Annotated in this window: 15 protein-coding genes, 1 tRNA gene and 1 other RNA gene; 6 read left to right on the forward strand and 11 right to left on the reverse strand. The window is 71.4% G+C overall.

Annotation, left to right across the window (positions count from 1 at the left end; translation table 11 throughout):
- Window positions 1-173 precede the first annotated feature (173 nt).
- An RNA gene (gene ffs, locus ACL00U_RS11675) (signal recognition particle sRNA small type) lies at window positions 174-270 on the reverse strand.
- A 37-nt stretch (window positions 271-307) separates the two neighbouring features.
- On the opposite strand from ffs, the gene ACL00U_RS11680 reads away from it, so the two are divergent.
- On the forward strand, window positions 308-982 hold the full coding sequence (locus ACL00U_RS11680; RefSeq protein WP_159556719.1) for an SDR family oxidoreductase: 675 nt from the start codon (window positions 308-310) through the stop codon (window positions 980-982).
- A gap of 743 nt (window positions 983-1,725) precedes the next feature.
- On the opposite strand, the gene ACL00U_RS11685 is transcribed toward ACL00U_RS11680, so the two are convergent.
- Window positions 1,726-2,922, reverse strand: a complete 1,197-nt coding sequence (locus tag ACL00U_RS11685) for an acetate/propionate family kinase (RefSeq protein WP_017888677.1) — start codon at window positions 2,920-2,922, stop codon at window positions 1,726-1,728.
- A 49-nt stretch (window positions 2,923-2,971) separates the two neighbouring features.
- Entirely contained in the window at window positions 2,972-5,080 is a 2,109-nt protein-coding gene (gene pta, locus ACL00U_RS11690; RefSeq protein WP_017888676.1) for a phosphate acetyltransferase, read from the reverse strand.
- Between the two features lie 121 nt (window positions 5,081-5,201).
- On the opposite strand from pta, the gene ACL00U_RS11695 reads away from it, so the two are divergent.
- Both ACL00U_RS11695 and ACL00U_RS11700 read left to right on the forward strand, forming a co-directional pair.
- Window positions 5,202-5,286: transfer RNA gene (locus ACL00U_RS11695), tRNA-Ser, on the forward strand.
- Between the two features lie 299 nt (window positions 5,287-5,585).
- Window positions 5,586-6,230 (forward strand): hypothetical protein, encoded by a 645-nt coding sequence (locus ACL00U_RS11700; protein ID WP_017888675.1) that lies wholly within the window; start codon window positions 5,586-5,588, stop codon window positions 6,228-6,230.
- A 19-nt stretch (window positions 6,231-6,249) separates the two neighbouring features.
- Here ACL00U_RS11700 and ACL00U_RS11705 read toward each other — a convergent pair whose 3' ends face one another.
- On the reverse strand, window positions 6,250-8,235 hold the full coding sequence (locus tag ACL00U_RS11705) for a helicase HerA-like domain-containing protein (protein ID WP_412873427.1): 1,986 nt from the start codon (window positions 8,233-8,235) through the stop codon (window positions 6,250-6,252).
- Between the two features lie 39 nt (window positions 8,236-8,274).
- Entirely contained in the window at window positions 8,275-9,531 is a 1,257-nt protein-coding gene (locus ACL00U_RS11710) for a multidrug effflux MFS transporter (protein WP_017888673.1), read from the reverse strand.
- A gap of 227 nt (window positions 9,532-9,758) precedes the next feature.
- On the opposite strand from ACL00U_RS11710, the gene ACL00U_RS11715 reads away from it, so the two are divergent.
- Window positions 9,759-10,340, forward strand: a complete 582-nt coding sequence (locus ACL00U_RS11715) for a TetR/AcrR family transcriptional regulator (protein ID WP_152427349.1) — start codon at window positions 9,759-9,761, stop codon at window positions 10,338-10,340.
- Between the two features lie 11 nt (window positions 10,341-10,351).
- Here ACL00U_RS11715 and ACL00U_RS11720 read toward each other — a convergent pair whose 3' ends face one another.
- From ACL00U_RS11720 to ACL00U_RS11740, 5 genes are all read right to left on the reverse strand, one after another.
- A complete protein-coding gene (locus tag ACL00U_RS11720) occupies window positions 10,352-10,924 on the reverse strand; it encodes a substrate-binding domain-containing protein (protein WP_042541130.1) in 573 nt (190 codons plus the stop codon).
- A gap of 30 nt (window positions 10,925-10,954) precedes the next feature.
- Complete coding sequence (locus ACL00U_RS11725) at window positions 10,955-12,385, reverse strand: MFS transporter (protein WP_017888670.1); 1,431 nt, start codon at window positions 12,383-12,385, stop codon at window positions 10,955-10,957.
- A 149-nt stretch (window positions 12,386-12,534) separates the two neighbouring features.
- Window positions 12,535-13,680, reverse strand: coding sequence for a cystathionine gamma-synthase (locus ACL00U_RS11730; RefSeq protein ID WP_412873428.1), 1,146 nt, complete (start codon window positions 13,678-13,680; stop codon window positions 12,535-12,537).
- Window positions 13,681-13,693: 13 nt separating this feature from the next.
- A complete protein-coding gene (locus tag ACL00U_RS11735; protein ID WP_259493969.1) occupies window positions 13,694-15,058 on the reverse strand; it encodes a cystathionine beta-synthase in 1,365 nt (454 codons plus the stop codon).
- A 173-nt stretch (window positions 15,059-15,231) separates the two neighbouring features.
- Window positions 15,232-17,106, reverse strand: a complete 1,875-nt coding sequence (locus tag ACL00U_RS11740; protein ID WP_017888667.1) for an ABC transporter ATP-binding protein — start codon at window positions 17,104-17,106, stop codon at window positions 15,232-15,234.
- Window positions 17,107-17,232: 126 nt separating this feature from the next.
- Between ACL00U_RS11740 and ACL00U_RS11745 the strand changes: the two genes are divergently transcribed.
- Both ACL00U_RS11745 and ACL00U_RS11750 read left to right on the forward strand, forming a co-directional pair.
- On the forward strand, window positions 17,233-18,657 hold the full coding sequence (locus ACL00U_RS11745; protein WP_056070694.1) for an amino acid permease: 1,425 nt from the start codon (window positions 17,233-17,235) through the stop codon (window positions 18,655-18,657).
- 387 nt (window positions 18,658-19,044) lie between these two features.
- A complete protein-coding gene (locus ACL00U_RS11750; RefSeq protein ID WP_194589762.1) occupies window positions 19,045-19,803 on the forward strand; it encodes a hypothetical protein in 759 nt (252 codons plus the stop codon).
- Between the two features lie 175 nt (window positions 19,804-19,978).
- Here ACL00U_RS11750 and rplL read toward each other — a convergent pair whose 3' ends face one another.
- Window positions 19,979-20,359, reverse strand: coding sequence for a 50S ribosomal protein L7/L12 (rplL, locus tag ACL00U_RS11755; protein ID WP_017888664.1), 381 nt, complete (start codon window positions 20,357-20,359; stop codon window positions 19,979-19,981).
- Between the last annotated feature and the right edge of the window lie 34 nt (window positions 20,360-20,393).

Here is a 20,393-nt window from a genome sequence, read left to right on the forward strand (position 1 = left end):
TAGCCGTCACGACCGACAACCCGCGTGCCCGTCCACAGGCCCGGCGGGAACGAAGAAGACTCCTCACGCACCCGCACGAGATCAGCGCAGCCCTGGTTACCCTCCGGGAACGAAGAAGACTCCTCACGCACCCGCACACGAGATCAGCGCAGCCCTGGTTACCCTCCGGGAACGAAGAAGACTCCTCACGCACCCGCCAGAGCCTGGTTACCCTTGCTGCGTTTCCGCCCTGGGGGAGTTGGCCTGGATGGCGTCACGTGAGGAGCCGCCGAGAAGTCTACCGGACGCGACGGGCAGACTCGAACACATGAAGATCGCCATCGCCGGAGGACACGGCCAGATCGCCCTGCTCCTCGCCCGCCAGATCACCGACGCCGGCCACGACGCCGTCGCCATCGTCCGCAACCCCGCGCACGTGGCCGATGTCGAGCAACAGGGGGCCCGTGCGATCGTCGCGGACCTGGAGCAGCTCGGCGACGACGACCTGGCGCTGCGCCTGCGTGGGGTGGACGCCGTGGTCTTCGCCGCCGGTGCCGGACCGAACAGCGGCGCCGAACGGAAGCTCACGGTCGACCGCGACGGCGCGATCCTGCTCGCCGACGCCGCCGAGCGCGCCGGCATCGAGCGCTACGTGATGATCTCGGCGATGGCGGCCGACACCTACGACCCCCAGCTCGCGGTCGTGCCCGCCCAGGATGACGCCGCGGTGTTCCAGGTCTACCTGCGGGCGAAGGCCGAGGCCGACGCGAACCTGCGGGCTCGACGCCTCCGCTGGACGATCGTGCGTCCCGGCGGGCTGCTGGACACTCCCCCGCAGGGAACCGTCGACGTCGGCCGAACGGTGCCACGGGGCTCGATCCCCCGTGCGGACGTCGCGACCGTCGTCCTGCACGCGCTGCTCGACGATGCCGCGGTCGGCGTGCAGTTCGAGGTCACCAGTGGCGACACCCCGATCCCGGCGGCGCTGAACGCCCTCACCTGACCCGTCGGTGCAGCCGGCACCGTGCGCGCTTCGTCACCCCGTGCGAGCTCCTCGCCGAAGGTGCCGGGCCGCGCACCGTGCGCGCCTGCTCACCCCGTGCGGACTTGCGCGCCCCGTGCCGCGCCGCAAAGGCGCACCCAGCAGCCAACCCCGCACCCACCCACGAACACCGCACCGTGCCGCCGCGACGCGACCCACCGACGGACGGGAGGCACGCAGCCAACCCGCCCCGCGCCTCCCGTCCGCACCGTGCGCATTTGCTCAACCCGTGCGGACTTGCGCGCCCCGTGCCGCGCCGCAAACGCGCACCCAGCAGCCAACCCCGCACCCACCCACGAACACCGCACCGTGCCGCCGCGACGCAACCCACCGACGGACGGGAGGCACGCAGCCAACCCGCCCCGCGCCTCCCGTCCGCACCGTGCGCGCCTGCTCACCCCGTGCGGACTTGCGCGCCCCGTGCCGCGCCGCAAACGCGCACCCAGCAGCCAACCCCGCACCCACCCACGAACACCGCACCGTGCCGCCGCGACGCAACCCACCGACGGACGGGAGGCACGCAGCCAACCCACCCCGCGTCTCCCGTCCGCACCGTGCGCACCTACTCACCCCGTGCGGACTTCCGCGCCCCGTGCCGCGCCGCAAACGCACACCCAGCAGCCAACCCCGCACCAGCCGACGAACACCGCACCGTGCCGCCGCGACACCGCGACGTGCGACGTGCGACGCCTCGGCGGCACCCCTCAGAGCGCGACCGCAGCCGACTGCCGAGCGATCTCGAGTTCCTCGTTCGTCGGGATCACGAGCACCGCGACCCGCGAGCCGTCCGTCGAGATGCGGCGGGCGTCCCGCGACGCCAGCTCGTTCCGGTCCGGGTCGACCTCGATGCCCAGGTGCTCGAGCCCCGCGAGCACGCGGCGCCGCAGCAGCGCGTTGTTCTCGCCGACCCCTGCGGTGAACACGACCGCGTCGAGCCCGCCGAGCTGTGCCGTGTAGGCGCCCACGTAGCGACGGATGCGGTGGCGGTACACGGCGAGCGCCGCCTCCGCCTGCTCGTCGCCCTTGGTGGCGGCGTCCTGCACGTCGCGCATGTCGCCGCTGCCCGTCAGGCCGAGCAGGCCGGACCGCTTGTTGAGCATGGTGTCGAGCTCGTCGAAGGTCATCCCGGCCTCGCGGTGCAGGTGGATGAGGACCGCGGGGTCCAGGTCGCCGGAGCGGGTGCCCATGACGAGCCCCTCGAGCGGGGTGAGCCCCATCGAGGTCTCGATGGACTTCCCGCCGTCGATCGCTGCGACCGAGGCGCCGTTGCCCAGGTGCAGCACGATCGTCTTGAGCTCGGCGAGCGGCCGGTCGAGGAACTCCGCGGCCTGCTCGGAGACGTACTTGTGGCTGGTGCCGTGCATGCCGTAGCGGCGGATCCCGTACTCGGCGGCCAGGTCGGCGGGGATCGCGTACGTGTAGGCGTGCGGCGGCATCGTCTGGTGGAACGCGGTGTCGAACACGGCGACGTGCGGGACGTCCGAGAACACCTGCTTCGCGGCCCGGATCCCCTCGAGGTTGGCGGGGTTGTGCAGCGGCGCGAGGCTGTTGAGGTCCTCGATCTGCTGCTCGACCTGGTCGGTGACGACCGTCGCGCGGTCGAAGGTGGTGCCGCCGTGGACGACGCGGTGGCCGACGACTGCGGGCGGGTGCTCGTCGAACGACGGGCCGACCTTCGCGAACGCGTCGATCATCGCCTGGAACCCGGCCGCGTGGTCGGGCACCGACGCGGCGTCGTTCGACGACGACTCCCCCGTCAGCGCGTTGGTGTGCTTCCAGGCCCCGGCGGATTCGCCGATGCGCTCGACGAGGCCGGAGGCGAGCGTGCGCTCGTCCTCGAGCTCGATGAGCTGGTACTTGAACGAACTCGAGCCGGAGTTGACGACGAGGGCTGCGGTCACGGGGTGGTCACTTTCTGTCGGGCCTGGAGGCGCGGTGCGGGTCGGGCGGTCAGGCCGCGTCGGTCGCGGTGCCGGCCTGGATCGCGGTGATCGCGACGGTGTTCACGATGTCGCCCACCAGGGCGCCGCGCGACAGGTCGTTGATCGGCTTGCGCAGGCCCTGCAGGACCGGGCCGATCGCCACGGCACCGGCCGAGCGCTGCACGGCCTTGTACGTGTTGTTGCCGGTGTTGAGGTCCGGGAAGATGAACACCGTCGCCCGGCCGGCCACCGGGGAGTCCGGCATCTTGGTCGACGCGACCGTGGGGTCGGCTGCGGCGTCGTACTGGATCGGGCCCTCCACCAGCAGGTCGGGGCGGCGTTCCCGCACGAACGCGGTGCCGGCGCGCACCTTGTCGACGTCGGCGCCGGAGCCGCTGTCGCCGGTGGAGTAGCTGAGCATGGCGACGCGCGGGTCGATGCCGAACTGGGTCGCGGTCTCGGCGGAGGAGATCGCGATGTCGGCGAGTTGCTCGCTCGTCGGGTCCGGGATCACCGCGCAGTCGCCGTAGACCAGCACGCGGTCGGCGAGCGCCATCAGGAACACGCTCGACACGATCGAGGTGTCCGGACGCGTCTTGATGATCTCGAACGACGGCCGGATGGTGTGCGCCGTGGTGTGCTTCGCGCCGGAGACCATGCCGTCGGCGAGCCCGAGCTGCACCATCATCGTGCCGAAGTACGAGACGTCGGTGACGGTGTCGCGGGCGAGCTCGATCGACATCCCCTTGTGGGCTCGGAGCCGGGTGTACTCCTCGGCGAAGCGTTCGCGCAGCTCGGGGTCGAACGGCGAGACGAGCTGCGCGGCCTCGAGGTCGAGGCCGAGCTCGGTCGCCCGGGTGCGGATGGCGGTGGGGTCGCCGAGGATCGTGAGGTCGCAGACCTGGCGCTGCAGCAGGGTGGAGGCGGCGCGGAGGATGCGGTCGTCCTCGCCCTCGGGCAGGACGATGCGCTTGCCGTAGCTGCGGGCCCGGTCGAGCAGACCGTGCTCGAACATCAGCGGGGTGACGACGCCGGAGGGGGCGAGCTGCAGGCGGTCGCGCAGGGCCTCGGCGTCGACGTGCTGCTCGAACAGCGCGAGCGCCAGGTCGGCCTTCCGGGGCGAGTCCGCGGCCAGACGGCCACGGGTCTGGGTGATGCGCAGGGCGGTGTCGTACGTTCCGAGGTCGTTCTGCGCGATCGGCAGCGAGCTCGACAGGCCCTCGAGCAGCCGGGACACCTGCGGGGCGATCTCGAACCCGCCGTTCAGGATGACGCCGGCCAGGCTCGGGAAGGTCTCGGACTGGTTGGCGAGCAGCGTGGCGATGAGGACGTCGCTCCGGTCACCGGGGACCACGACGATGCCGCCTTCGATCAGCCGGGGCAGGACGTTCTCCATGCTCATGCCCGCGACCACGGTGCCGAGTGCCTCGCGGTCGAGCAGGGCGTCGTCACCGCGCACCAGGGTGGCACCGGTGGCCTGCAGCAGAGCGCGGACCGTCGGGGCGACGAGCACGCGGTCCTCGGGGATCGCCCACACCGGGACGTCGGGGTGGTCGTCGTGCACGGCCTGCTCGACGCTCGTCACGATGGCGGCGAGGGCGTCCGGGTCGGCGCGGTTCACCACGACGCCGAACAGCTGCGCGTGTGCCGCCCGCAGCTCGCTGGTCGTGACGTCCGCGACCTGCGCCATGCCCTCGGGGCTGCGGGCCGCACGCTCGGCGGCGTCGCGGCCACCCAGCACGAGGAGCACCGGGGCGCCGAGGTTCGCGGCGACCTTCGCGTTGAAGGACAGCTCGGTTGGGCTGCCGACGTCGGTGTAGTCGGACCCGAGCACCACGACGGCGTCGCACTGCCGCTCCACCTGGGCGAACCGGGTGACGATGGTGCCGAGCGCCGCCTCGGGGTCGGCGTGCACGTCGTCGTAGGTGACCCCGACGGCGTCGTCGTAGGAGATGCCGACGGCCGTGTGCTGCAGCAGCAGTTCGAGGACGTAGTCGGGCTCGACCACCGAGCGGGCGACGGGCCGGAACACGCCGACGCGGCCGACGGACCGGGCGAGGGTCTCGAGGACACCGAGGGCGACGGTGCTCTTGCCCGTGTGCCCTTCTGCTGACGTGATGTAGATGCGGGTCGACACGACGCCCAGGGTAGTCGCCGGACGTGTCACGACATCTGGGAGCACCGGCGCCGACGACACGCGGTCGTGAGCACCGCGCAGAACCTGTACCATTGGGTGTCGCCGTCGCGAGACGGTGTCAGGAGAATTCGCCTAGTGGCCTATGGCGCACGCTTGGAAAGCGTGTTGGGTGCAAGCCCTCGGGGGTTCGAATCCCCCATTCTCCGCAGCGAACGAACAGCACGAACGAAGGACCCGCACCGGCTCGGTGTGGGTCCTTCGTCGTTCCGCAGGCGCAGTGGTCCCCCACCCGGCGGACCAGCACGTGCCCTGGTGCCCCTGCGTTGGCCGGGAAACGCTGATCAGGGGTGGAACGGGCTGTCCCCGATACCCGTCGGTCGCCTATGCTGGCCGAGCGAACGGCTCCGGGACGAGCCGACCGCGGTGCATCGAGCGGCAGGGGCGTCGCTCGGAAGGCGTGCTGGTCAGCGTGCCCGGAACACCCGAGGGGACGAGGAGACGCGCCATGGGGGAAACCACCGTGCCGGCGGCCGTGCCCGTTCGCCTGTCCGTCTTCGACACGGTCCTCCGCCCGCGCCGCTCGCTCGTCCGCTCCACGGCGCTGAGCATCGCCTTCTCGGCCGTGCCGCTCGCCGTCGCCCTGGTCTGGGTCTCGTTCCCGTTCCGCACCTGGGCTGTCTTCGCCGGCATCGTCGTCGCGATGGCCGCGGCCGTCGGCGTCGTGTTCGTCCGGCTGCACACCGCGTTCATCGGGATCGACGACGACGGCGTGACGATCCGCGGGGTGCTCACCGCGCACCGCCGGATCCCCCGTGACCGCGTGCACAGCCTGGTCCTCGCCACGACGTTCGGCTCGTCGGTGGACCGGACCGTGCGAGAACTCGTCGCGTTCGACCGGATCGGCACTCACCTGTTCCGGCTCCGGGCCGACGTCTGGGGCGACGACGGACTCGACCGGGTGGTCGACGCGCTCGGCGTGCAGGTCGTCGAGGACGCTCGGCCGGTCTCGGTCCGCACCTTCGCGAAGCGGTACCCGACGAGCCGCGCCTGGTACGAGCAGCGTGCGGTGTTCCTGCTCGTGGGCGGCCTCGTCGTGCTGGTCGTCGGCGGGCTGCTCGCCGTCGAGTTCGCCGGCCTCGACGCCCGCTGAACCAGCCGCACGGCATCGGTCAGCGTCGCCGCCGCAGCGTCGAGAAGATCCCCCGGACCACTTCCTTCGCGATGGTCCCGCCGAGCCCTGCGCCGAGCAGATCGGTCAGCGGGTCGTCCGCGGAGCGCCGCGTCCCGGGCCGGGTCGTCCGACCGGAACCACCGGTCCGACCGGAACGCCGCGACTCCGACGCCCGCTCGGCACGCTCGAACTCCCGCTGTTGCCGTTCGAACTCCCGCTGGGCCTCGACCGCCGACGCGTCCGCGGCGGTGTCGGCAGCGGCGGCTTCGGCAGCAGCAGCGGCCTCGGCGGCCGCGGCCTCCATGCGACGCGCGAGCACCTCGCGGGCCGAGTCCGGGTCGACGCGGGTGCCGTAGGTCGCCAGGAGCGGTGAGGCCTGCACCCGGGCGGCCATCTCGTCGGCCGGCATCGGGTCCATCGACCCCTGCGGTGCGCGCAGCCGGGTCCACGCGACCGGGGTCGGAGCACCACGTTCGTTCATCACCGTGACGATCGCCTCACCGGTCGCGAGCGACGTGAGCACCTCCCCCAGGTCGTAGTCGCTCGTCGGGTACGTCGACACCGTCGCCCGGAGCGCCTTCGCGTCGTCCGGCGTGTGCGCGCGGAGCTGGTGCTGGATGCGCGATCCGAGCTGCGCGAGCACGTCGTTCGGCACGTCCTTCGGGGTCTGCGTCACGAAGAAGACCCCGACGCCCTTCGACCGGATGAGCCGAACGGTCCGCACGATCTGCTCGGTGAAGTCCTTCGACGCACCGCTGAACAACAGGTGCGCCTCGTCCAGGAAGAACACGAGCTTCGGCTTCTCCTGGTCGCCGACCTCGGGCAGCTCGTTGAAAAGGTCGGCCAGCAACCACATCAGGAACGTCGAGAAGACCTCCGGCCGGTCCTGCACACCGGGCACCTCGAGCAGGCTGACGATCCCCCGCCCGTCCGCCGCCGTCCGCAGGAACACCTGTGTGTCGATCTCGGGCTCGCCGAAGAACTGGTCGGCACCCTGGTCGGCGAAGGTGACGAGCTCGCGCAGGATCACCCCGGCGGTCTGCTTCGACAGGCCCCCGAGCTCGGCGAGTTCCCCCTTGCCCTGGTTGCTCACCAGGAACGTCAGCACGCTCCGCAGGTCGTCGAGGTCCACCAGCGCGAGGCCCTGCTGCGCGGCGTAGTGGAACACCAGGCCGAGCGAGGACTCCTGCGTGTCGTTCAGCCCGAGCACCTTCGACAGCAGCAGCGGTCCGAAGCCCGACACGGTGGCACGGATCGGCACGCCGGTGCCCTGCCCGCCCAGCGAGAACAGTTCGGCCTGGCTCGCGACGCCCTGCCACTGCTGACCGATGCCCGCGGTGCGGTCGAGGAGCTTGTCGTTCGCCTGCCCCGCGACGGCCAGACCCGACAGGTCGCCCTTGACGTCGGCGGCGAACACGGGCACCCCGTTCGCCGCGATCTGCTCGGCGAGCACCTGGAGCGTCCGGGTCTTGCCGGTGCCGGTCGCCCCCGCCACCAGCCCGTGCCGGTTCAGCATCGCGAGCGGGATCCGGACCTGCACGTCGGGCACCGCTGCGCCGTTGACCAGGGCGCCGAGTTCGATCGCGCCGCCGTCGACGGCGTAGCCGTCGCGGATCGCGGCGACCGCGTCCGGTCCGAGCGGGCCGGCTTCGGCACGGACGGGAGGCACGGTGCCGGTCGCCGTCGTCGCCACCGGATCCGGGGCGGTCGCGTCGACCCGCGCGCCAGGGGTGGTGGGAACCGGTGCGACCGGAGCGGTGGGCTCCGCGTCGGGCGCGAGCCGCGCCTCCTGGCCGGTGGGTGGCGGGGACCCGACGACCGCGGGTTCCGCGTCGGGGGTCTGGCTCGCCTGCTCCTCCGCCGTCAGGGCGGCGGCGAGCTCCTCGGCGCGCCGCACCGCTTCGTCGGCGAGCCGACGTGCCTCGTCGGCAGCTTGCCTCGCTGCCTCGGCAGCCGCCCGTGCCCGCTCCGTCGCGTCGCTCATGGGCACAGCCTAGGGAGTCTGACCCGCGGCGGTTCGGGGTCAGTGCGTGAGCGCGGGGACCGTCCTGGGGCGGACCACGAACCAGAGCACGAGGATCGCGACCGCGGCGGTCGACGCCATCACGATCGCCATCGGGCTGGCCGTCGTGATGCCGAGCCAGCCGACCACCGGCGAGATGAGCCCGGCGACGCCGAAGTTCAGGGCGCCGAGCACCGAGGCGGCGGTCCCCGCCTCTTTCCCGTGGGCGGCGAGACCGATGACCTGGACGAGCGGGAACGAGAACCCGCACGCGGCGATGAAGAACCAGAGCGGCACGAGCACGCCGACCAGACCGGCACCGAGCTGGTCGAGGACGATGATCGCGAGCGACGCCAGCAGCAGGGTCGCGGTCGAGCACGCCAGGATCCACTGCGGACCGACACGCTGGGCGAGCCGCGACGAGATCTGCACACCGAGGACGACCCCGACCGAGTTGACCGCGAAGAGCAGTCCGTACTGTTGCGCGTCGAGACCGTAGACCTGCTGGAACAGGAACGGCGACGCGCTGAGGTACGAGAACAGGCCGCTGAACACCATCGCGCCGATGAGCGCGACGCCGACGAAGATCCGGTCGGAGAACAGCGCCTTGTAGCGCTGGCCGATGGTGGAGTGCCCGGCCTCGTGCCGGCGGGCCGGCGGCAGGGTCTCGACGATGAGCAGGACCGAGGCGATCACCACGGCGAGGCCGTAGCAGGCGAGGAAGACGAAGATGCCGCGCCAGCTGGTGAACTGCAGCATCTGCGAACCGATGAGCGGCGCGAGGATCGGCGCGAGGCCGTTCACCATCGCCAGCCGGGACAACATGCGCACGAGCGGCTTGCCGCCGAACAGGTCGCGCACCGTCGCCATCGCCACCACACCACCGGCCGCGGCACCCATGCCCTGCAGCACGCGGAACACCGCGAGCAGCTCGATGTCCGGTGCGGTCGCCGCACCGATCGAGGCGGCGATGTGCACCGTCGTCGCGATGATCAGCGGCAGGCGGCGGCCCACCTTGTCGCTCCACGGGCCGACCAGGAGCTGCCCGATGGCGAAGCCGAGCGTCGTCGCGGTGAGCGTCAGCTGGACCGCGCCGTCGGTGACGCCGAACTGGTCCTTGATCGCCGGGAACGCCGGCAGGTAGAGGTCGATCGTGAACGGGCCGAGCGCCGTCAGGGCGCCCAGGACGAAGACGTAGACGAGCCGCTGCCTGCGGGAGAGCGAGTCTCCCGGGTGCAGGACGACCCGGAGCGAACCGGTGGTGGCGGGCGCGGTCACGAGACAGGAGTCCTTCGACGATGAGGGGGCGGAGGGTGATCGCGGGCCGATCGAATCGATTCGTCCGCGGAACCATCCTACGGTCGCCCGTGTGTGCTCGGCGCCGCCGGTGCCGGCCGCCCGCGTGAAGCGGCTCGTGCTGTCCCGCTGCCGCGCGCGGACCATGCGGTAGCGTCGGACTGCTCGGGGGCCTTCCGGGTGAAGCGGATCAGAAGGGGGTGGGCGTCATGGTGGATGCCCGGATCCTGCACACCACAGCAGCACTGCGCGAGGCGATCCTGCGCCTCGCCGCAGACCGACCGGTCTCGGAGATCACCGTCGCCGACGTCACACGTGCCGCAGGGATCAACCGCGCCACGTTCTACTCGCACGCGGTCTCCCCCGGGTCGTTGCTCGCCGACGTCCTGACACCGGAGCTCGACCGCATCCGGCAGGAGGACGCCGACGACCGCCGGGCCGCCGCCGACCGGGGCGCCGGAGCCGACGAACTCGCGACCATCACCCGGCGCGGCATCAACGCCGTCGTCGAGCACGTGATGACGCACCGTGACATCTACGGCAAGGCCCTCCCCGACCCGAACGACGCCTCGCTGCACCGGCTGCTCGTCGAGCACTTCACGGTGTCGAGCGCCCTGCACATCCGCGAGCTCGACCCCGCCCGTCGGCCCGACCTGCTCGACGACGTCGCCGCGGGGTTCGTGGCGCAGGGGTTCGTCGGGGCGATCGAGGCCTGGCTCGCCGGGCCCCGACGGTCGCGGAAGGCGCTGGTGGAGACGATCACGCTGTCGTTCCCGGCGTGGTGGAGCTGAGCGGACTGCTCCTACTCGGCGTCGGCCGTCTCGCCGTCGGTGGGCTCGCTCTCCGGCTTCTCACCACGCTGCAGGGACTGCACGACCTGGACCGCCGCCGCCGCGGTGGCCGCGTCGTCGCCCTCTGACGGCACGCGGTAGTCGGCGGACACCCCGTCGCCACCGGTGCCGGTCGCGGGCAGCGGATCCCCCAGGGACACCACCACGACCCCGGCGTCGTGGGCGGTCTGGACCACGCCGGTCAGTGCAGAGGCCCGGGCGGGGTGCACGAGCAGGGCCTTGGCGCCCTTGCGGACGAGCTGGGCGACCGCGGTCCGCTGGGATGCAGCGGCACCCGATGCCGGAGCGACGCGGACGTCGGGCCGGAACCCGGCGTCGGCCAGGTCGGTGCGGAGCCGGTCGGCCAGGGCCGCGTCGTCGTGGACCAGGACGACACCGATCACGGCCTGCTGGTCGAAGCCCCCGTCGGAGCTCGTCAGGTCGGTGCTCTGCACCGGCGTGGGGGCAGCCGACGTCGTCCCCTGGCACCCGGCCAGGGTCAGGGCCGCCGCCAGGGCGACGGTCACGGCGACGATGCGCAGCACGGTGTCTCCTCTTCGGTCCGGTGTGCCACGCTACCCGGCGGCCGGGCCCTGCGACGACGACACGGCTCCGCCCGGGCCCGCCGAGGCCGTCGTCGCTGGTGCCGGCACGGGACCGAGCCTTCGGACGGCCGCGATCGCGACGCCAGCGAAGCCGATCATCGCCGCGAACACCAGCGGGAACGACACCGTCCCGTCGGCTCCGCCGGTCGCGGTGAAGAGCAGGCCGGTCACCGCGAGGCCGATCACGCTGCCCGCGGCGTCCGCGATCGTCAGGGCCGAGCTCGCGAACCCGTCGTCGCCCTCACCCGAGAAGCGCAGGGTCAGCATCGACGCGCGGGGGTAGATCGCTCCCATGCCCGCGCCGCCGACGAACCAGCCGGCGACCAGCACCCACCACGACAGGTCGAACGTGGCCACCGCGAGCGCTGCGACCAGGCTCACGAGCACGAGTGTGAGTCCGGCCCCGAAGGTCCGACGAGCGGTGAGCCGCTGCTCCCCCAGGCGGCCGTGCGCCCAGCTCGACGCGGCCCAGCTGATCGCCGCCACCGTCAAGGCGAGTCCGGCAGCCGACGGTGACAGCCCGTGTTCGGCCTGCAGCAGGAACGGCACGTACGCCTCGCTCCCGAAGAAGGACGCGGCGACGAGCCCCCGCAGCAGCACGACCGACGGCAACCCGGCCGCGGCCCGGAACGTGCCGGTCGGCAGCAGCGGCCGCAGGGCGAACCAGGTGCCGACCAGCCCGACGACGACGGCTGCGACCATGCCCCACGGGGTCAGGTCGGGCGCGACGTTGAGCAGCAGGATCGACACGGCCGCGGCCACCGACCAGCTGATCCGGGCCCGCTGCCACGGTGGGCGGAGCGCCGCCGCCGGAGGGTGCAGCCGGCCGAGCGTCGGCACGAGCAGGACGAACGCGGCGAGCGCGATCACCAGGGCCCCGGCGAACACCCAGTGCCAGTTCCAGGTGTCGGTGACGATGCCGGCCAGGGCAGGGCCGATCAGTGCCGGTACCACCCAGGCGGCGGCGAACCCGGCGAACACCGGTCCGTGCAGCTCCGCGGGGAAGATCCGGGCGACCAGCACGTACAGCACCACGTCGATGGCCCCGGCGCCGAAGCCCTCGATGAGCCGCCCGGCCAGGAACACCTCCATGGTCGGCGCGAGCATCACCACGGCGGTCCCCACCGCGAAGAACACCGCCGACACCCAGGCCACGATCCGGCCGCCCGCGCGGTCGCTCCAGTTGCCGGCGAGCACCATGCCGGGCACCCCGGCGGCGAGCGGGGCGGCGAAGGCGAGCGCGTACAGGGTCTCGCCGTCCAGGTCGCGGCTGATCACCGGCATGATCGTCGTCATCGCCAGGTTCTGGAACGCCGCGACGCCGACGATCGCGACCATGCCGATCGTCGCCAGGGCGTACGGCCCGCTCAACAGGCTGGTCCGCGACGCCGTCGTGCTCACCCGATCATCGTAGGGGCGGCCGCCGACGACGCGTCAGCGTGTCCCGCGGGCGCGCGTCGGCGCGGCAGCAGGTCCCGCGTCAGCGCGTCAGCGCGTCGGCGCGGCAGCAGGTCCCGCGTCAGCGCGTCAGCGCGGCAGCAGGTCCCGCGTCAGCGCGTCAGCGCCTGCTCCAGGTCCGCCACCAGGTCGCAGGCGTCCTCGATGCCCACCGACAGCCGCACGACGTTCTCCGGCACGGCCAGTTCGGTGCCCTTCACCGACGCGTGGGTCATCTCGCTCGGGTACCCGATGAGCGACTCCACACCGCCGAGCGACTCGGCCAGGGCGAACAGCTCCGTCGACTCCGCGAACCGCTTCGCGGCCTCGGCACCACCGGACAGGGCGACCGAGAGCATCCCGCCGAACCCGCGCATCTGACGGGCGGCGACGTCGTGCCCCGGGTGGTCGGGCAGGCCCGGGTAGTAGACGCGCTCGACACCCGGCGCGACGACGAGGGCCTCGGCGACGGCCTGCGCGTTCCGCGAGTGCCGCTCCATCCGCACGGCGAGCGTCTTGATGCCACGGGTGGTCAGGTAGGCGTCGAACGGCGACGAGATCGCACCGGCGCCGAACTGCAGGAACTGCACCTTCGCCGCGAGCTCCTCGTCCGCCAGCACGACGGCGCCGCCGACGACGTCGGAGTGTCCGCCGAGGTACTTCGTGGTCGAGTACACGACGACGTCGGCGCCGAGCGACAGCGGCTGCTGCAGGTACGGCGACGCGAAGGTGTTGTCGACGACCACCAGCGCGCCCGACTCGTGCCCGAGGGTCGCGAGCGCGGCGATGTCGGCGATCTTCATGAGCGGGTTCGTCGGCGTCTCGACCCAGAGCACGGTGGTGGCCGGTGCGTCCTGCAGCGCTGCCCGGACCTGGTCGAGGTCGCTCATGTCGACGACGACGAGCTCGACGCCCCACGGCACGTGCAGCCGGCTCACCAGGCGGTGGGTGCCGCCGTACACGTCGTTGCCCATCACGACGCGGCCACCGGGGACCAGCGCGGCGCGGAGCAGGGCGTCCTCGGCGGCGAGCCCGGACGCGAACGACGACGCCGCGACGCCACCGTCCAGGTCGGCCAGGAGCACCTGCAGCGAGTCACGCGTCGGGTTGCCGGCGCGCGAGTACTCGTAGCCGTTGCGCATGCCACCGACGCCGTCCTGCACGTAGGTCGACGTCAGGTGGATCGGCGGGATGACGGCGCCGGTGGTCTCGTCGGGCTCCTGGCCGGCGTGGACGGCCCGGGTGCTGAACTCGGTCATGCTCGGTGGTTCCTTACTCGGAGAGGTAGGTGAGGAGGTCGTGCCGGGTCAGCACGGTGACGGGTTTGCCGTCCGCGACGACGAGGAGCGCGTCGGCCGACTCGAGCGCACGACGAGCCGCTGACACCGACTCGCCGACGCCGATGAGCGGCAGCGGGTCGCCGACGAAGTCCGACAGGGCGTCCGACATCTTCGCGGTACCGGTGAACACCTGCTCGAGCAGTGCCTTCTCCTCGACGGCACCGACGACCTCGCCGATGACGACGGGCGGCTCCGCGTTGAGCACGGGCATCTGCGAGACGCCGTACGTGGTCATGATGTCGACGACGTCGCGCACGGTGTCCGTCGGGTGCGCGTGCACCAGGTCGGGCAGGCGGCCGTCCTTGCCGGCGATGAGCGAGCCGACGGTGCGCTCGTCGTCGGTCTCGGCGAACCCGTACGAGCGCATCCACCGGTCGTTGAAGATCTTGCCGAGGTACCCACGTCCGCCGTCCGGCAGCAGCACCACCACGACGTCGTCCTCGGTCAGGTCACGGGCCGCGCGGAGTGCCGCGACGACGGCCATGCCGCTCGACCCGCCGACGAGCAGTCCTTCTTCACGCGCCAGACGACGGGTCATCGCGAAGGAGTCGGCGTCCGACACGGCGATGATCTCGTCCGGCACGCCGGCGTCGTAGGCGCTCGGCCAGAAGTCCTCGCCGACGCCCTCGACCAGGTACGGACGACCGGTACCGCCGGAGTACACGGAGCCCTCGGGGTCGGCCCCGACGATGCGGACGCCGCCGCCGGACGCCTCCTTCAAGTACCGTCCGGTGCCCGAGATCGTGCCGCCGGTACCGACGCCCGCGACGAAGTGGGTGATCTGCCCCTCGGTGTCGCGCCAGATCTCCGGACCGGTGGTCTCGTAGTGGCTGCGAGGGCCGTTCGGGTTGGCGTACTGGTTCGGCTTGTAGGCGCCCGGGATCTCCTGCACGAGCCGGTCCGACACCGAGTAGTAGGACTCGGGGTCGTCGGGCGCGACCGCGGTCGGGGTGACGACGATCTCGGCGCCGTACGCCGTCAGGACGTTGCGCTTGTCCTCGCCGACCTTGTCGGGCAGCACGAACACGCACCGGTAGCCGCGCTGCTGTGCGACCAGGGCCAGGCCGACGCCGGTGTTGCCGGAGGTCGGTTCGACGATGGTGCCGCCGGGACGCAGGTCGCCGGACGCCTCGGCCGCGTCGATGATCCGGGTGGCGATGCGGTCCTTCGACGACCCACCGGGGTTCAGGTACTCGACCTTCACCAGGATGGTCGCCCGCACCCCCTCGGTCACCCGGTTGAGCTTGACGAGCGGGGTGTCGCCGACCAGGTCGACGACGGAGTTCGCGTAACGCACGGCATGGAGTCTAGGACGCGGTCCCCGCGTCGCGCTGGGATGTGTCGTGCGCGGACAACGCATCCTGATCGCCTCGCCGGTCGCCCGGCCTGGTCGCGCTGCGCGGCGGACGGGAGGCCCGTGCGGACGCCGCCCCGGGCCTCCTGTCCGGCCCCCGGTCCGGCCCACCGCCGTCAGGGGCGGACGACGTCCGCCGTCGTGTTCTGCTGCCGGTGCAGCTGCGCGTACGTGCCGTCGAGGGCCAGGAGTTCGTCGTGCGTGCCCTGCTCGACGATCCGGCCGTGGTCGAGGACGAAGATGACGTCGGCGTCGCGGATCGTGGAGAGCCGGTGCGCGATCGAGATGGTGGTCCGACCGGCCGCCGCGGTGTCGAGGGCCGTCTGCACGACGTGTTCGGAGATGGAGTCGAGCGCACTGGTGGCCTCGTCGAGGACGAGCACCGGCGGGTCCTTGAGCATGACCCGGGCGATGGCAATGCGCTGCTTCTCGCCACCGGACAGCCGGTAGCCGCGCTCCCCCACGACGGTGTCGTAGCCGTCCGGGAACGACGCGATCGTGTCGTGGATGTTCGCCGCGCGGGCCGCTCGCTCGAGCTCGTCGTCGGTGGCGTCGGGCTTGGCGTACCGCAGGTTCTCGCCGATCGTGGCGTGGAACAGGTACGTCTCCTGGCTGACGATGCCGACGTGCCGCATGAGGTCCTCGTGCACCAGGTCGCGGACGTCCTGGCCGGCGAACCGCACGGACCCCTCGGTGGCCTCGTACAGCCGGGGCACCAGATAGGACACCGTCGTCTTGCCGGCGCCGGAGGGCCCGACGAAGGCGGCGAACTGCCCGGGGTGGAGCTCGAACGACACCCCGCGCAGGGTCGGCTTGTCGGCTTCACCGTCGGGGTAGGTGAAGACGACGTCCTCGAAGGCGACGTGGCCGACCTTCGACTCGTCCACGGGCTGCGCGGTCGGCGAGTCCGTGATGGCCGGCTCGAGGTCGAAGTACTCGAAGATGCGGGCGAAGAGCGCACCGGAGGTCTGCAGGTCGAGGACCACGCGCAACAGCCCGACCGTCGGGAACAGCAGGCGGGACTGCACCGTCGTGAACGCGACGATCGTGCCGGCCGTGATCGGGACGTCGCCGATGATCAGGTACGCGGCGACGACGTAGATGATCGCCGGGATGATCGACAGGAAGATCTGCACGATGGCGAAGAACCACTGCCCCGACATCTGCTGCCGAACCTGCAGGGTGATCTGGTTGCGGTTCTCGTCCCCGTAGCGGCGGGTCTCGCTGGCCTGCTGGTTGAAGCTCTTCGCGAGCAGGATGCCGGAGACGCTCAGGGCCTCTTGCGTGATGGCCGTCATGTCGGACAGCGATTCCTGCGTCTGCCCGGCGATCCGCGCTCGCACCTGCCCGACCCGGCGCTGCGCGATGACGAGCAGCGGGAGCAGGACGACCGCGACGAGCGTCATCTGCCAGCTCAGCAGCAGCATCGCGACCACGGCGGCGATCACGGTCACGGTGTTGCCGAGCACCGACGAGATCGTGTTGTTCAGCACGCTCGCCACACCACCGACGTCGTTCTGCAGGCGCGACTGGATGACGCCGGTCTTGGTTCGGGTGAAGAACGCGAGTTCCATCCGCTGCAGGTGCGCGAACAGGCGCATCCGCATCGCACCCATGACCTTGTTGCCGACGGTCGCGGTCAGGTACGTCTGCCACACGCCGACCCCGGCGCTTGCGATCCAGAGCAGGACCATGGCGGACACGAGCTCGACCAGCACCGGGACGTCGGGGCGGCCGGACGGCGGGAACAGCCCGCGGTCGAACGCCTGCTGGGTGAGCAGCGGTGGCACGACCGAGATGGCCGCGCCGACCAGCACGAGGACGATCGTGAGCCCGATCGCCCGGCGGTGCGGCTCGAAGAGCGCGGCGATGCGACGGACCAGGTGCGGGATCTTCGGCGCCTCGGCGTTGGCGGCCTTCTGCGCGCGGAAGTCACCGCTCGAGATGCGTCCGCTCCCGCGCGGACCACCACCCCGCCCGCTGTGTCCCATGCTCATGGAGCCACCGTAGCCCCGCGCTCGGACATCGACCGTCCTCTCCACAGCACCGCAGTATTTGACCCCGTTCAGGGGGCGTGCGAGCATGTGCCGTCCCCGTCCCCGCACCACCGAGGTCCCATGTCGTCCGCGCCGTCACGTCCCACGTCCCTGGGGGCGCAGCTCGCCCGCCGCAAGCCGATCGAGCAGCTGCAGGCCGAAGCCTCCCGCGGGGTGAACGGTGAACCGCTCCGTCGGTCGCTCGGGGTCTGGCAGCTGACGATGATCAGCGTCGGGGCCACGCTCGGCACCGGCATCCTGGTCGTCCTCGGTACCGCGGTCCCGCTCGCCGGTCCCGCGGTCTGGATCTCGTTCGTCGTCGCGGGGATCGCCGCGCTGCTCTCGGCGCTGTCGTACGCCGAGATGGCCGGTGCCGTCCCGACCTCGGGGTCCAGCTACTCGTACACCTACGCCACGATGGGCGAGGGCATCGCCTGGATCTGCGGCTGGTGCCTGGTGCTCGAGTACGCCGTCTCGGTGGCCGCGGTCGCCGTGGGTGCCAGCGAGTACGTCGACGAGACCCTCCGCGTGTTCGGGCTGCACCTGCCCACCGCGCTCGCCGCTCCCCCGGTCGACGGCGGCGTGGTCAACCTGCCCGCCGCGGTCCTGGTCCTGCTCGCCACCGTCGTGCTGCTGCCAGGAGCCCGCGAGAGCGCCTGGGTGAACACGGTCATGGTGGTCGTGAAGATCGCCCTGCTGGTCTTCTTCGTCGTCGTGGCGTTCACGGCGTTCCGGGCGCAGAACTTCGAGCCGCTCGCACCGATGGGCGCCGCCGGGGTCACCGCAGCGGCGTCACGGCTGTTCTTCTCGTACATCGGCTTCGACGCGGCCTCGACCGCAGGTGAAGAGGCGAAGAACCCCCGCCGTGACCTGCCACGGGCGATCATCGGCTCCATCGCGCTCATCACGGCGCTGTACATCCTGGTCGCGATCGCCGCCATCGGGGCCCGCTCGTGGACGGCGTTCTCGTCGTCCGAGGCGTCGCTCGTCCGCATCGTGGTCGACGTCACGGGGCAGCCGCTCGTCGCCCTCGTGTTCTCGATCGGGGCGGTCGTCGCCATCGCCAGTGTCGTGCTCACCGTCCTGTACGGCCAGACCCGCATCCTGCTCACGATGTCCCGCGACGGCCTGGTTCCGAAGGTCTTCGGCCGGGTCTCCCGCCGCACCGGCACCCCGATCGCGAACACGCTGATCATCGGCATCGCCGTGACGATCGTCGCCGCGCTCGTGCCCCTCGGGGAGCTCGCCGACGCCACGAGCATCGGGACCCTGGTCGCCTTCGCCCTGGTGAACGTCTCCGTCATCGTGCTCCGTCGCTCGCAGCCCGACCTGGAGCGCTCGTACCGGGTGCCGCTGTTCCCCGTCGTCCCGATCCTCGGCGCCCTGAGCTGCGTGCTGCTCGCGGTGTTCCTCGGCGCCACCACCTGGATCGCGTTCGGCATCTGGATGGTCGCCGGCGCCCTGCTCTACCTGGCCTACGGCCGCCGCCACAGCACGCTGCGCTGACGCGCCCCGCTGCCCCGCCGCGGCCGCGCCCCGCCCCGCCCCGCCCCGCCCGCGACGAGTCTCGGCCAAGCGGACTCTCTACGGCTCACGAAAGCGCGAGAGTGTCTGCCCAGACGAGACTCGGCACATCCCTCGGGACAGTCGTGCACCTGCGCTCTCCACAGATCCCGCCGGAGGGCACACAGCGCACATCCGAGTCCGCACACTCGCATCATGCAGCTTCACCGGACACGCCCCGATCTCCTCCGCGCCGAGCGGTCGGATCCATCGCGAGCACGACAACTCCGACGGCTCCATGCCGCTGGGCGAGTCATCCGGCTCCGTGCGGGTGTCTACCTCGACAAGCGGGTGTGGGATGCACTCGACACGTCGGACAAGCACCTCGCCATGGCTTGGGCTCTCGCTCCTGACCTGAGTCCGACCAGCGCGTTCTCCCACGTCACGGCTGCACTCATCCATGGCTGGCCGTTGATCGGACCGGCTCCGGAGCGGATCCACGTCGTCGACTGGACGCTGGTCGGTGTCGAACACCGGGTCGGGCTCATTCGACACGGCATCGACCCCGCTGGCCTGTGCCTCGGCCCCAGTCGATTCGACGGCGTCCCTGTGGTCGATGCGCTCGGAACGGCGGTGGCCGTCGCGCGAACGTGCGACCCGGCGGTCGCCGCCGTGGCCATCGACCATGCAGTGCGCATGAAGGCGATCGACAGGAAAGTGTTCGAGGAGCACCTGCCGCCGCCCGCATCGCGCGGTGGCCGGAGGGCTCGGCTCGTCGCCACCGCGCTCGATCCGGCACACGAGTCACCCGGTGAGTCCTACTCTTCGATCCGACTCGTGCAACTGGGAGTGACCAACATCCACCCGCAGCATGAGTTCATCACGAACGGGTTCCGTGACCGAGTCGACTTCTGGTTGCCCGACGCCGGAGTCGTCGTCGAGTTCGATGGCAAGCAGAAGTACGTCGACCGCGAGATGCTCGCAGGTCGCGATCCCAGCGAGGTCCTCTGGCAGGAGAAGCGCCGGGAGGACCGCATCCGTACCCACCGAGAAGTTCGGTCCGTCATCCGAGTGACCTGGTGGCACCTCGAGAGCCTCGACCGGTTCCGTGCGCTGCTCCGTTCGCACGGGGTGTTGATCACTCCGTGAGCAGCATCGGCGACAATCGAGTCTCGGCTCAACGGACAACTTCCCGCTCCAGCGGCTGGCAAAGTGTCCGCTCAGCCGAGTCTCGGCGAAAGGTGCCGCAGACAGCCCCCACCCCGCACACGACGAAGGCCGCCACCCCGAGGGGCAGCGGCCTTCGTGACCGGAACGGTCGAGACTACGCGAGCTCGATCGTGGCGCCAGCGGCCTCGAGGGTCGCCTTCGCCTTGTCGGCGGTCTCCTTGTTCGCACCCTCGAGGATCTTGGCGTCGGCGGTCTCGACGAGCGCCTTGGCCTCACCGAGGCCGAGCGACGTCAGGCCACGGACCTCCTTGATGACCTGGATCTTCTTGTCACCAGCGGACTTGAGGATGACGTCGAACTCGGTCTTCTCCTCAGCGGCCTCGGCCGGGGCAGCGGCGGCCGGAGCGGCAGCAGCGGCCGGGGCAGCAGCGGTGACCTCGAAGACCTCTTCGAACTTCTTCACGAAGTCCGAGAGCTCGATGAGCGTGAGCTCCTTGAAGGCCTCGATGAGCTCGTCCTGCGAAAGCTTCGCCATGATTTTCTCCTACTACTAGCTAGTACGTGTGGTT

Source organism: Curtobacterium poinsettiae (assembly GCF_047226435.1).
Classification (GTDB): Bacteria; Actinomycetota; Actinomycetes; order Actinomycetales; family Microbacteriaceae; genus Curtobacterium; species Curtobacterium poinsettiae.

Excerpts from the sequence above, each read along its gene's own strand:
- ACL00U_RS11680 (WP_159556719.1), top strand. The coding sequence starts at position 308 with ATGAAGATCGCCATCGCCGGAGGACACGGCCAGATCGCCCTGCTCCTC.
- ACL00U_RS11700 (WP_017888675.1), top strand. The coding sequence starts at position 5,586 with ATGGGGGAAACCACCGTGCCGGCGGCCGTGCCCGTTCGCCTGTCCGTC.
- ACL00U_RS11705 (WP_412873427.1), bottom strand. The coding sequence starts at position 8,235 with ATGAGCGACGCGACGGAGCGGGCACGGGCGGCTGCCGAGGCAGCGAGG.
- ACL00U_RS11715 (WP_152427349.1), top strand. The coding sequence starts at position 9,759 with ATGGTGGATGCCCGGATCCTGCACACCACAGCAGCACTGCGCGAGGCG.
- ACL00U_RS11730 (WP_412873428.1), bottom strand. The coding sequence starts at position 13,680 with ATGACCGAGTTCAGCACCCGGGCCGTCCACGCCGGCCAGGAGCCCGAC.
- ACL00U_RS11740 (WP_017888667.1), bottom strand. The coding sequence starts at position 17,106 with ATGGGACACAGCGGGCGGGGTGGTGGTCCGCGCGGGAGCGGACGCATC.
- ACL00U_RS11745 (WP_056070694.1), top strand. The coding sequence starts at position 17,233 with ATGTCGTCCGCGCCGTCACGTCCCACGTCCCTGGGGGCGCAGCTCGCC.
- ACL00U_RS11750 (WP_194589762.1), top strand. The coding sequence starts at position 19,045 with ATGGCTTGGGCTCTCGCTCCTGACCTGAGTCCGACCAGCGCGTTCTCC.
- rplL (WP_017888664.1), bottom strand. The coding sequence starts at position 20,359 with ATGGCGAAGCTTTCGCAGGACGAGCTCATCGAGGCCTTCAAGGAGCTC.